The 12,383-nt window shown below is 60.3% G+C and carries 11 protein-coding genes and 1 pseudogene; 3 read left to right on the forward strand and 9 right to left on the reverse strand.

Annotated features, from left to right (window positions below):
• The first annotated feature begins 60 nt into the window (after positions 1–60).
• Both J4D25_RS01400 and J4D25_RS01405 read left to right on the forward strand, forming a co-directional pair.
• Positions 61–1,131 (forward strand): sugar phosphate isomerase/epimerase, encoded by a 1,071-nt coding sequence (locus tag J4D25_RS01400; protein WP_057714880.1) that lies wholly within the window; start codon positions 61–63, stop codon positions 1,129–1,131.
• Positions 1,132–1,182: 51 nt separating this feature from the next.
• Entirely contained in the window at positions 1,183–2,448 is a 1,266-nt protein-coding gene (locus tag J4D25_RS01405) for a nitrate/nitrite transporter (protein ID WP_057714881.1), read from the forward strand.
• A gap of 66 nt (positions 2,449–2,514) precedes the next feature.
• Here J4D25_RS01405 and J4D25_RS01410 read toward each other — a convergent pair whose 3' ends face one another.
• Complete coding sequence (locus J4D25_RS01410; protein ID WP_057714882.1) at positions 2,515–4,305, reverse strand: acyl-CoA dehydrogenase C-terminal domain-containing protein; 1,791 nt, start codon at positions 4,303–4,305, stop codon at positions 2,515–2,517.
• An 82-nt stretch (positions 4,306–4,387) separates the two neighbouring features.
• On the opposite strand from J4D25_RS01410, the gene J4D25_RS01415 reads away from it, so the two are divergent.
• Complete coding sequence (locus tag J4D25_RS01415) at positions 4,388–5,305, forward strand: LysR family transcriptional regulator (RefSeq protein ID WP_057714883.1); 918 nt, start codon at positions 4,388–4,390, stop codon at positions 5,303–5,305.
• Positions 5,306–5,396: 91 nt separating this feature from the next.
• Here the strand turns inward: J4D25_RS01415 and J4D25_RS01420 are convergent, their stop codons facing one another.
• The 8 genes and pseudogenes from J4D25_RS01420 to J4D25_RS01455 all read right to left on the reverse strand — a co-directional run.
• Positions 5,397–6,764, reverse strand: a complete 1,368-nt coding sequence (locus J4D25_RS01420) for an ATP-binding protein (RefSeq protein ID WP_057714884.1) — start codon at positions 6,762–6,764, stop codon at positions 5,397–5,399.
• Positions 6,761–7,423 carry a response regulator gene (locus J4D25_RS01425; RefSeq protein WP_057714885.1) on the reverse strand — a complete coding sequence of 221 codons (663 nt, stop codon included), beginning with the start codon at positions 7,421–7,423 and terminating at the stop codon, positions 6,761–6,763. Before J4D25_RS01425 ends, J4D25_RS01420 begins: the two co-directional genes overlap by 4 nt.
• A gap of 11 nt (positions 7,424–7,434) precedes the next feature.
• Positions 7,435–8,079 (reverse strand): tetratricopeptide repeat protein, encoded by a 645-nt coding sequence (locus tag J4D25_RS01430; RefSeq protein WP_057714886.1) that lies wholly within the window; start codon positions 8,077–8,079, stop codon positions 7,435–7,437.
• Positions 8,076–8,885 (reverse strand): SDR family oxidoreductase, encoded by an 810-nt coding sequence (locus tag J4D25_RS01435; protein WP_057714887.1) that lies wholly within the window; start codon positions 8,883–8,885, stop codon positions 8,076–8,078. The genes J4D25_RS01430 and J4D25_RS01435 overlap by 4 nt, the downstream gene beginning before the upstream one ends.
• The gene (locus tag J4D25_RS01440) at positions 8,872–9,546 is read right to left on the reverse strand and encodes a TenA family transcriptional regulator (protein ID WP_057714888.1); all 675 of its coding nucleotides are present in this window, start codon (positions 9,544–9,546) and stop codon (positions 8,872–8,874) included. Before J4D25_RS01440 ends, J4D25_RS01435 begins: the two co-directional genes overlap by 14 nt.
• Positions 9,543–11,024, reverse strand: coding sequence for an AMP-binding protein (locus tag J4D25_RS01445; RefSeq protein WP_057714889.1), 1,482 nt, complete (start codon positions 11,022–11,024; stop codon positions 9,543–9,545). Before J4D25_RS01445 ends, J4D25_RS01440 begins: the two co-directional genes overlap by 4 nt.
• Entirely contained in the window at positions 11,014–11,691 is a 678-nt protein-coding gene (locus J4D25_RS01450) for a thermostable hemolysin (protein WP_057714890.1), read from the reverse strand. Before J4D25_RS01450 ends, J4D25_RS01445 begins: the two co-directional genes overlap by 11 nt.
• Positions 11,692–11,897: 206 nt before the next feature.
• Positions 11,898–12,089: pseudogene (locus J4D25_RS01455) on the reverse strand (LysR substrate-binding domain-containing protein); the annotation flags it as partial.
• Positions 12,090–12,383: the final 294 nt, after the last annotated feature.

Here is a 12,383-nt window from a genome sequence, read left to right on the forward strand (position 1 = left end):
CTGACTGGCGCGATAAAGGCTGCGCCGGTAGACCCGGTGTCTGAACCAGGAACGACTCGAATGAACAATAAGATCCAGGAACGATTCAACGCCTTGCTCAGCCATAAGGCTGTCGAGGCCGGAACTCCCCCCGTACTGACTGAGGCACTGGCCGGCCGGTTGCTCGACCGACTGGCACAGTTGCGCCTGTTTGCCCATGCGTACCCCTTGCTGACCAACCTGACCCACGGCCGTGTCACCCCTGGCGACCTGCTGGATTTTGCCTATCGCCACGAACTGCAGGGCCTGAGCCTGCACCTGCTCGACGGTGAGGAAAACAGCCTCAGTCAAATGACAACCGCGCAGCTTCTGGCGTTCGCTGCCAAGGCCAATGCGCTGGGGCTGGATGTGCATCTGGAAATCAGCAGCACGCTGAAAAAAGACGTCGATCAAGTGATCGCCATTGCCAAGACGCTGGGCACCCGCAACATCCGTGTCTACTCACGCTACGAAGGGGCGTTGTCCCGGGTCATGGACGTGATCGAGTCAGACCTGCACTACCTCGCGCAACAGGCAGACGAGCACGACCTGTTCTTCGACTTCGAACAGCATGAAGAACTCAAGAGCGCCGAAATCGCGCAACTGCTGAACCGGCTGAACCACCCTCGCCTGCACGCGCTGTTCGACTTCGGCAACATGATCAATGCCTGTGAGCAGCCCCTGGCGGCACTGCGCACCCTGGCGCCGCACATACGCCAGACCCACCTCAAGGGTGTGCGCATCGTGCCTGAACAAAACGGCTTCGGGCATTACGGCGTGCTGCAAGGCTGTGACGAAGACGACCTGCCCAACGCACGCATGTTGTTCGAATTGCTGATGCTCGGCGAATCATCCCCGCAAGTGATCGCCTTCATTCTGGAGCAGGAAAACCACTACGTCGCCCCGGCGTTCCGCCAGCTCGACGAAGCCGCCGACCCGTTCATTGCGTACCGGGAAATGAGTGAAACAGCGCTGCCGGAAGGCTTCTCGCTGGAGCGAATGCTGGCCGATGAGCACCGTTGGGCAAACAACCAGGTCGCCTACGTACGAGGTCTGCTGGCCGAGTTCCGCACCCTGGCCGAGTTGACCCTGGCCCATTGCGCTAACGCCTGAACCTGACGTGCCGACCGGCACTGCCTACCCAATAACGCCTGGAGAACAATAATGACATCCCAAGACAAGGCCAAATGGCTCAGATTCCTGATTCTCATCCTCGGTGGTGGCACCATCTACAAGCTGGCGAATCTCAAAGACGCCTTCTACATCCCCATGCAAGAATTCATGGGGCTGTCCCACACTGAAATCGGCGTGCTGCTGAGCGCCAACGCCATCATCGCCACTGCGCTGTTCGTGGTGGGCGGCATGCTTGCCGACCGGTACGACACGCGCAAGCTGATCCCCCTTGGCTTGATCGGTACCGGCGGCCTCGGACTTTACCTGGCGACCTTCCCGCCCTTCAGCAATCTGCTGGTGGTGTTCTGCCTGCTGGCCGTGTGTGCCGACTGCCTCTTTTGGCCTTCGCTGCTCAAAGCCATCCGCAACCTTGGCGACGATAAGGAACAGGGTCGCCTGTTCGGCCTGCTCGAAGGCGGGCGTGGCGTCATCGATACCCTGGTCGCCTTCTCTGCGCTGGGCGTCTTTGTCGCCATGGGCTCCGGTGAAAACGGTCTGAAATCGGCGATCCTGTTCTACTCGGTCATCGACATTCTTGCCGGTACCCTGACCTGGCTGCTGCTCAAGAGCGGCAAAACCCAGTCGACCGTCAAGCCGAAGAACGGGTTGTCGAACCTGTTCGAGGCCATCAAGGTGCCGGGCATCTGGCTGGTCAGCCTCAACGTGTTCATGGTCTACATCGTGTACTGCGGCCTGACCTATTTCATTCCCTACCTCAAGGAAATGTACGAGCTGCCCGTGGCCCTGGTGGGCGCCTACGGCATCATCAACCAGTACTTCCTCAAGATACTGGGCGGCCCTGCCGGTGGCTTCATTGCCGACAAACAGTTCAAGAGTTCCAGCCGCTATCTGAAGTGGGCATTCCTGGCGTTGTTGCCGCTGATGGGTGTCATCATGCTCATCCCGAAAAGCCCGGATTTCATCTACGCAGGCATGGCGGCCACCCTCTCCTTCGCGCTGATAGTCTTTTCCATGCGCGGCGTATTCTGGGCACCCATGGGTGAAGTCGGCATTCCCCAGCACATCACCGGTTCAGCCTTCGGGATCGGTTGCCTGATCGGCTATGCGCCGGGCATGTTCGCCTACGTCATCTATGGCGCCATCCTTGATCACTTCCCGGGTCAACAAGGCTACAACTACGTGTTCTCGTTGATGAGCGTACTGGCCATTGTCGGGTTCATGGTGTCCAGCCTGCTGTATCAAGCGGTCCGCAAGAATGCCACGATCACTGGCAAAGTCAGCGCCGCGCAAGCCTGAACATAGACGGTGCATGCAGCGCGGCGGTAACCGGAATCTCTCGGTTACCGCCGCACTGTGCTGCCATCAAAAGGCGAAGTCAGCCTCGTCCATGGCCATCAGGCAATGGGCTCCGCCCCGCAGGCTTTCGCGGTGGCCACTGGCACGGGGCAGCACCCGGCGCCAGTAAAAATCCGCCGCTTGCAGCTTGGCCCGATAGAACCCGGGTTCGTCGGTACCAGCATCCAGTGCCGCTTGGGCACGCACAGCCGCCTGTAACCACAGCCCGCCCACCAGCACGTAAGCGCTGTACGCCAGGAAGTCCACCGACATGGCGCCGATTTCCTGCACATCACGCCGACACGCCTCGACCACCTCGGTACCCAGTTCACGCCACTCGGCGAGACGCTGCTGCATTGCCTCGACCATTTGCCTCAGCGCTGCTTGCGAGCCGGCCGCGTCGACATACACGGCCAGCTCATCGATCAAGGCGCCCAGTTCCGTTGCGCCGTCGCCCAGCACCTTGCGCCGCAGCAGATCCAGCGCCTGGATACCGTTGGTACCTTCGTATAGCTGAGTGATGCGGCTGTCACGCATCAACTGCTCCATGCCCCACTCGCGGATGTAACCGTGGCCGCCGTACAACTGAACGCCCAGGCTGGCGACTTCCTGGCCGACGTCGGTAAAGAAGGCCTTGACGATCGGAATCAGCAACGCGGCCCGACGACTCGCCTTCTGGCGAGCCTCGGGTTGCGGGTCGCCGTGTTCGAGGTCCAGTTGCAGGGCGGTGTAGGCCGCGAGCAAGCGGCAGCCTTCGCTCAAGGTTTTTTGCGTCAGCAGCATGCGCCGAACATCGGGGTGCACGATGATCGGGTCGGCGCTCTTTTCCAGCGCCACCGGGCCGCTGATGGCCCGCGATTGCAGGCGCTCACGGGCATAACCGAGGCCGCCCTGGAAGGCGGCCTCGGCGATGCCCAGTCCCTGCAAGCCAACCTGGAAGCGTGCATCGTTCATCATGGTGAACATACAGGCCAGCCCCTGATTCGCTTCACCGATCAACCAGCCTTGTGCGCCGTCGAAGTTCATCACGCAGGTGGACGCGCCCTTGATGCCCATCTTGTGTTCCAGTGCGCCACAGCTCAGCGAATTGCGCGGCCCCGGAGTTCCATCGGCAGCGGCCATGAACTTGGGAACCAGGAACAGGCTGATGCCCTTCACCCCGGCCGGTGCATCCGGCAAACGGGCAAGGACCAGATGAACGATGTTGGCGGTCAGGTCCTGCTCGCCACCACTGATGAAAATCTTGCTGCCGCTGACCTGATAGCTGCCGTCGGCTTGAGGTTGGGCACGGGTTCGCAGCAAGGCAAGGTCGGTACCGGCCTGAGGCTCGGTGAGGCACATGGTACCGGACCATTCACCGCTGACCATTTTCTCCAGGTAAGCCTGTTTGAGCGCCTCGCTGCCATGTCGATGCAGAGCCAGCACCGCGCCTTCGGTGAGGCCGGAATAAATGCGAAACGACAACGAGGCGGCCATCAGCATTTCGTGGAAGCTGGCCGAAATCAGCTGCGGGAAACCCTGGCCGGCGAACTCCAGCGGTCCGGTCATGCTCGCCCAGCCGTTATCAACGTACTGCCGGTAGGCGTCGCGAAATCCCTGGGGCGTTGTGACGTGGCCGTCGATCAACTGACAGCCCTGCTCGTCACTGTTGCGGTTCAGCGGCGCGACCACTTCGGCGGCGAAGCGGGCGGCTTCTTCGAGGACGCCGTCGATGGTTTCCCGGTCCAGCCCATTGTTCAACCGCGCGCAATGGCCGCTGACATCGAACACTTCGTGCAGCACAAAACGCATGTCGCGCAGGGGAGCTTGATACTTCATGTCGGCCTCATGGGTTGGCGCAGCGGAAAAGATTGCCGTCACCCTAAGCAGGCGCCTACTATTTTTGAAATTTCATTTTCATATGCCTGGTATTTGTAATTTGAATTTAAAAAGCTTCGATCTGAATTTGCTCCGCGTCCTCGATATGCTGCTGCGCGAACAGAACGTGTCGCGAGCGGCCGAGCGCCTGGCCCTCAGCCAGCCCACCGTCAGCAACGCCCTCGCCCGCCTACGTTCACTGTTCGACGACCCCTTGCTGGTGCGGGTTGGCCGCCACATGCAACCCACCTCCCGGGCGCTGGCGCTTGAGGGGCCGATTCGCGCGGCCTTGCAACAGATCGAACAGACACTCAATGCCGGGGAAACCTTCGACCCACGCCTGAGCCAGCAGCAGGTGCGCATCGCCCTGACCGACTTTGTCGAGCAGCTGTGCATGCCGCCCTTGCTGGCACGCCTGGGAGAGCTGGCGCCAAACCTGCGTATCGACGTTGCTCACCTGGCCCCCAGCCTTCCTGCCGAACTGCTGGATAGGGGTGAACTGGACATGGTTCTGGGACGCTTCGAAGAAGTGCCGGCGCGTTTCACCCGCCGGGCCTGGCACAGCGAAACCCTGCGGCTGGCCGTGCGCAAGCAACATCCGCTGGCACACAACACACTCACACTGGATGACTTTCTGGGGCTGCGCCATCTCTGGGTGAGTGGCGGCCAGTCGCGGGGCATGGTCGACCAATGGCTGGGCAAGCAAGGCCTGTCGCGTAAAATCGTCTACACCACGCCCAACTACCTGCAGGCGGCGCACCTGGTCGCCCATTCCGACTTGAGCGTCGTCCTGCCGACCCAATTGGCCAATCAATTCGCGCAGTTGCTACCGCTACAGGTGTTCGAACTGCCCTTCGACGTCGGCTCGTTCCACCTCGAACTGGTGTATCTGGCGCAACGCCAACATGAGCCGGCGCTGGCGTGGCTGATCGAGCAAATCCTGGCGGTGCGGCCGGCTTGAACGGACGCCCGGCATAACGCCTTGCCTGAGCCAACGCCTGGGGTTTGCCGAAGTGATTTTTCGGTTGCGCCAGACAACACCAGGAACAACGTCAAGAGCGACGAATTTCCAACGTAGCGCGTAACCCTCCAGGGCTGCGGTTCTCCAGTTTGATCTGCCCGCCAAAGCGATCGGCAATGGCCTTGACGATAGTCAGCCCCAACCCTGCACCCTGATGATTTCCGCTGCTGTAGAAACGCTCGAAAAGCCGTTCACGATCCTGCTCATTGATGCCCGGCCCCTCATCTTCGACAGTCAGTTCGTAGCTATTTTCCTTTTCTACGAGCCTGACGGTGATCACTCCGTGCCGGGGAGAGAAATTCGCCGCATTGGTCACCAGGTTGTTCAAGGCAATATCGATCGCAGCGGGGTCGACTCTGGCAAGACTGATGTCGTCCCTGACATCAAAAACCAGCTCAAGCCCCTTGCTCAGTAGCCAGGGCGTCAACTGAACCAGGCTTTCGCGAACGGTGCTGGCCAGATCAATAGGCACAGGCGCTTTAGTCCCTGCTGTAGGTTCTATACGAGCCATCGTCAGCAATTGGTTAACCAGTCGGCTGGTACGGTCCACGCCGGCAATCAAGAATTCGAGCGATGCGCGACGATCCGCTTCACTCCCCGCCGCCATCAGGTTTTCAGCGTGGATCCTGAGCACGGCCAGTGGTGTACGCATTTCGTGGGCGGCGTCGGCGATAAAGCGTCGCTCGCGCCCCATGACGTCCTGAATTTGCGCGAGCATACGATTGAGGGCGGCCTGCATGGGCTCAAGCTCAGTGGGTAGCGGCGTCAATTGCAAGGGTTCGAGTGAACCGGGATGCCGGGCCCGCAGCGTTGCAGCCATATTGACCAGTGGCTTGAGTCCCCAGCCGATGGCCAGCCAGATCATGGCGGCCAGCAACAAGCTCCCCAGGATATTGGGCCACAGTGTGTGGCGTACGATGCGGTCCACCAAGTCCATTCGCACGTCGTCCCGTTCGCCCACCCAGATGCGCAGGTTGTTCTGCTTGTCTACAAGCAGGAAGGCACGCCAATGCCGGTTGTTCAGGTCGACTACATCGCTGAAACCTGGTGTGACCGCGGGTGTGCTGAAGGACGGAGAACTGGCCGTATGTACCAGCACTTCGTTCCTGGCGTTCCAGACCTGAAACGCAATTTTCGTTTCATACGGATGCCCCTCGCCCCCGGGCGTCGCCTCGTTCAGGGCCTGGTTGAAAGCCTTGTACAGATCCGCATGTTCCTTGCTCACCATGGGCATACGCATGACGCCTTGTAGCAGGCGAGCGTTCTGGGCCAGATGGGCATCATAGACTTCGGCGATTTCGTGGTTGCTGTCGTGCAGATTCAACACACTGATCACGGCCAGGCCGGCGAGCATCAGGCCGATGATCAGGACCAGGGTCCGACGCCGGATAGAGCTCATCGACGCTCCTCCACCAAGTAGCCGATACCACGGACGGTGCGGATCAGATCGGTGGAGAACTTCTTGCGCAGGTGATGGATGTGCACTTCCAGGGTGTTGCTTTCGGCCTCCTCGTTCCAGCCGTACAGCAACTGCATCAGATGATCGCGAGTCATTACCCGACCCGGTGGCGAGAGCAGTTCGTGGAGCAACTGGTATTCCTTAGGTGTCAGGGCTACTGGCTCGCCTTTGTAGCTGACTTGCTGGGTGCCGGGGTTCAAGCTGATACCTGCGTGCTCGATCAGCGATTGTCCACGCCCGGCACTGCGACGAAGCAACGCACGTATGCGCGCCTTCAATTCTGCCAGGTCGAAAGGCTTGATCAGGTAGTCATCGGCGCCGGCATCCAGACCGGCGATACGGTCTTCGGTGGCATCGCGCGCGGTCAGGATCAACACCGGCAGATTGGAACCGCTGTCACGCAAGCGCCTGAGCACTTCGAGACCGTCCATGCGTGGCAGGCCAAGGTCGAGCACCGCCAGATCGAAGATTTCACTGCGCAGCGAGTGCAAGGCACTGTTGCCGTCCTGCAACCAGTCGACGGTATAACCTTCCCGGCTGAGGGCCTGATGAATACCCTCGCCGAGCGCCACGTCATCCTCTATGAGTAATAAGCGCACAGGGTCTCCTGTCAGCCGAGTTTCTTGTTCACATCCACCAACAGCGTCTCGATCTCCTTGCGGCGCCCGACGTCAGCGCTCTCGCGGCCAGGACGAGGCGCAGCCTGCAAGGCTTTTTGCAGCGCTGCCCTGGCTTCAACATAACGCTTCTGACGGTAGAGGTGATCGCCCCAGAAGTACAGGCTGTCGATGCCGTTGGGGTTCATTTGCAATGCCAGCTTGAGCAACTGTTCGGCCTTGTCCGAATCGCCGAAACCGATGGGCCAGCCCGGTACGCGGTCATAGAGAGCCCCCAGACTGGTATAGGCTGAGCCTTGCAGGGCCTTGGGGTCCAGGGTCAAGGCTGTTTCCAGATCGGCTTTCGCATCCTTGACCTTGCTCAGCGCACCCAGCCCACCCTGTGCGCCCGCCCAGCTACTGGTGACGATGCCAGACCAGATCCAGGCCTCAGCCACCGTTTGGCGCTCCTGCTTGAAACTCGAAGTCTGAGCGGCCAGCTTTTCAAAAGCCACGGTCCGTTGCCCCTCGGGCAACTCGTATTGAATGTGCGCCCAGCTTTGCTGGATACCGTTGAGGCGTTGCTGGTCGGCGGGGTCCAGCGCCCAGACGCTCTGGCTCATTGCGCCAAGCAGTAGGCAAGCGATGATCTTTCTCATGGTTTGACATTCTCCTGGTCGGGTTTCTGGCTCAGGCGGCGGATCAGGGGCAATTGTTTGCGCAACCCACGGTCCACCAGATGGGGCAAAAAGCTGTTCAGGCGTACAAAAAAACGTTCGGGCCAGCCCAAGTACAAGTCGCGACGGTCACCGGCAATGGCGTGAATCACTGCGGCCGCCACGGCTTGCGGATCGTCGACATTGGTCTTGAGCGCATCATTCAGCGCCTGGGCCGCCGGGCTGTTCATGCTGGTACGGGTCGCTCGCGGGGCGACGTAAAGCACATTGACCCGAGTGTCGGCCAACTCCCGGCGCAGGGCCTCAGAGAACCCGCGCAGGGCAAACTTGGTGGCGCAGTAACTGGCGTAGCCGGGGTAGCCGATGGATCCATAGGTCGAACCGACGTTTACCACCATGGCACTGGCGGCTTGCTTTAGCTGCGGCAACAAAAGTTTTGTCAGGCACATAGGCGCACTGATGTTCACCGCGAGCATCGAATTGATCTCGCTGTCGTCCAGCTGTTCGAGCATGGCGAAATGATTGACCCCGGCGGCATTGATCAGCAGGTTGATGCCACCGATGCCCTGGGCCTGCGCCAACACCTGACGGCGGTCGGAGAGCAACGTCAGGTCCGCACGGACCCAACTCAGGTTACCGGGATAACGCTCAAGCAGCGGCACCAACGGTTCCCGATGCCGAGCCACGGCCAGCACCTGGGCCCCACTGGCGCACAGTGCGGTGGCGATGGCCCGGCCGATGCCGCCGCTGGCACCGGTCAACACGACGCGAGCTTCAGACAGGCGCATGCAGGTTCTCCCCGTTACGCGGCAAGCCACGAAACATATCGGTGTAGAGCCGGTACACCACTTTGGAGGCATGAATGACGGCGGCCTGGTCGCCCGGGTCTTCAAGACGGTTCATCAATCGACGGTAGGTCTGCATATGTTCGATATCCAGCGAGCCGTGGGAACTGAGGTAGCTGAAGGCGCTTTCCGGCAAGTCCAGGCGCCGGCGAATGCTGCCGGCGGCGTGTGTGGCCAAGGCGATGCTCGTGCCTTCAAGTACGTTGACCATGCCGAACAGCCCCACCGGATTGTCCCTGGCAATCAGGTCGTAAAGGAAGCTGACCATCAATTCGATCGGCAATGACGGGCGTCCGTCCCGTACAGCGGCTCTGTCACCGCCGCAGGCTTCAATATCATTGAGTACCCATTGTTCGTGGCCGTATTCGTCCTCGATGTATTCACATACCGCTTCGCGCAGCCATTCCAGACGTGATGCCAACCGCGCACCACAGGCCATCATCAACGGCACGGTATGGCGCACGTGGTAATAGGCCTGAGCCAGAAAGGCCCGGTAACTTTCCAGGCTGACGTCGCCCTCCAGCGCATCACGGATGATCGGCAGGTTGAACAACTCAATGCGTTCTTGCTCAGTGGCTTTTTGCAACGTGTCAAAAAAACTCATGGTGCGGATTCCTCGGAAAATGCAGATTCGCTCAATTGCCCCCGGTAGCGTTCGACGATGGCGTCACGGCGGGGCCGGCCATTGGCGGTGAGCAAGCCGTTGGTGGCAGTGAAGGGTTGGTCGAGCCGGCTCCAGTGATGGACTTGGGCGTACTCGGGCAACGCCTCGTTGGCCTGGGCCACGGCGGCGGCCAGTTGTTCGTCTGTGCAGTCCGGGCGATGGGGCCAGAGCAGTGCATGGTTATGGGGCATGGCCTCGCCATAGACGAAGGCCTGGGCGACAGGCCCGCGTTGGGTCAATTCGGCTTCCACCCACTCGGGGTTCACGTTGCGCCCGAAACTGGTGACGAATTGATGTTTCTTGCGTCCCTTGAGGTAGAGAAAACCCTCGGCGTCGAACTCGCCGAGATCGCCGCTGGGCCACCACTGGGCGGTGTGCGGCGCCTCTCCCAGATAGCCCAGCAAGGTTGAACCCTTGATCAGCACTTCGCCGTCCTCCGCCAGGCGAATCTCTACATGGGGCAATGGCCGTCCGACACTGCCGGGGCGCTGTGCTTGCGGGCGATTGAGGCACACGACCGACGCGCATTCCGACAGCCCATAACCTTCATGGACGGGGATGCGCACGCGTTGAGCGCGATGCAGTAGATCTTCGCTGACCCGGGCACCACCCACGGCGGCAAAACGCAGGTGCTGTGGGTCGAAAGCCTTTTGCTCGGCAGCGTTGACCAGCATCAGCAACAACTGCGGTACCAGAACCAGACTCTGGGGCGATCGGCTGGCCAGGCAACTCAACAATGTCGGCACATCCACACCGCTGGCGCCTTCAATTCCCAGGGTTTTCGGGCCGGGCAGGCTCAAGGTGGCGCCGGCATACAGTGCAGCGTAACAACCGATGTTCTCCAACAAAATGGCCAGCGGCAGCAGCGCCAAGTGGTGTTGCGGATCGGTGGGTTTGCTGGCCAGGTGCAGCTCATGAGCGACCCGCAGAATGCTGTCGGCACTCAAGCACACGCCCTTGGGTGTGCCTGTGGTGCCCGAGGTGAAGGTCAACTTGGCAGTGCCTTCAAGCATCCGGTTCGGGCCATTGAACGTGCGGTGCCAGAACTCGCCGCACTTCTGATACCCGGTCGCCAGCAGTTCGTCGTGCAATTGCGGCTCGGCAATGACGAGCTCGGCCTGGCTTTGCTCCAGGCAATGCCTGCGTTGCGCCGGACTGAAAAAAGGCGGCAAGGCTACACAGGTCAAACCCTCGAACAACGCGGCCAGGTCCCAGAGCAGAGCTTCGACGCCATTGTCCAGCGCCAGGGCGACCACCCTGACCCGTTCATCGCGCAGGCGCTGCTGGCGAAAAATGACCTCGGCATACAGCGTGGCGTAGTCCAGCTTCAGATGATCGCCCCACAACGCAATGGCGTTGGTTTTTTGCTCAGCATGATTACGCAGGGTCTGTTTGAAGCGCTCCATTTCAGGCGACATGGCAGGCACCTTCAATAGAGGTCGGCAAGCCCAGGCGACTGAACAGGCCAATGTTGCGCAAATGAATGAAACCGGAGCGAACATTGCCGAAATGAACCCACGGTTTGCTTTCGTAGTAGCTACCCCAGGCGTGGCGGTCCTCGCCCAGACGCGCCGGGTCGGCAGCACACAGGGTCACGGGCTTCAAGCCAAGGCGGTGAAAGCTATTGACCAGCCCCAGGTTCCCGGTGAAGGCAACCCATTCCAGCCCCCCCATGGCCAGCAGGTAGGTCATCGCGATGATGCTCATCCGTGCGCTGCCGGTGTCGCTGGCAGCCAGATTGCCTACCTCTACGATGGCTGAGCGACTTACGGTCTGGTCGGCCGCGGCACTGATCAGCGGATCGATCGGATCGTCCAGGTAACCTTCCAGGAACAGCGGTCCGCTGCGCGCCAGACGCACGCCAATCACCGCGCAAAGCGCGCCGGACGCCTCGCTCATGCCAAACAGCTCCGGCATGAAGTGGCGAATATCGGCACTGTGGGCCTTACGAAAGCGTTGCTGGATAAAGGCTTCGAAGGCGCTTCGTTGCGGGGCGTCCGGCAAGGCCCTGACGAGATACATCTGCTGCGCTTCGGTCAGGCCAAAGTGCAGCGGCAACTGAACGTTCCAGTTGAAATCGGACATTGAAAACATCTCCCCCGGATCAATTGGGGAGAAGTATCAAAGGCATTTCTTAACGAAGTCTGAAGGTGAAAAAACGATTGTCGCCTTGGGTGACAGTCCGTAATGACATGCCATGGCCTGCTTCAGGAACGGACTTAGGCCAACAAATACGGGGGTTTAACCGGAGCCCCCGACTGGCTGGCCACAGGTACTCGTGGCGCGGATGCTTATGCGCCTTCCAGTTGATCGCGCAAAAACTCGATGAACCGCTGGGTTTTCGCCGGCAACAGGCGCGTCTCGGTCAGCGCAAACACTGAAACCGAAGTGGCGTGCCATTGAGGCAAGACCTTAAGCAGCTTTCCATTGATCAGGTCTTGCTCAGCGATGCCCTCAGGTAGCAAAACGATACCCAGGTCCAGTGGTCAGTATCCCTGCCCTCACGCACTAGTCACTTCTGCCAACAGCGGGCACCGATGAAGTCGGGACGAATGAAAGCAGCCGGTCATCGATACATTCAGAAAACAGCCACTTCTCCTGACCCAGACACCCCGCACAATCGCACCCTTTATTGGGGGATATTCCCCGTCATCGGGGTATTCATCCTGGCTGCCCATACGCCAGCTTGAAGCCCGCGGACAAGGGGGGGCGTGGCGTAGAGCCATTAGTCACCTCCTGTCACTTTCGGCGGGAAATTTGCATCGTTCCCATCCCGG

Source organism: Pseudomonas sp. GW456-L13, assembly GCF_017350115.1.
Classification (GTDB): Bacteria; Pseudomonadota; Gammaproteobacteria; order Pseudomonadales; family Pseudomonadaceae; genus Aquipseudomonas; species Aquipseudomonas jessenii.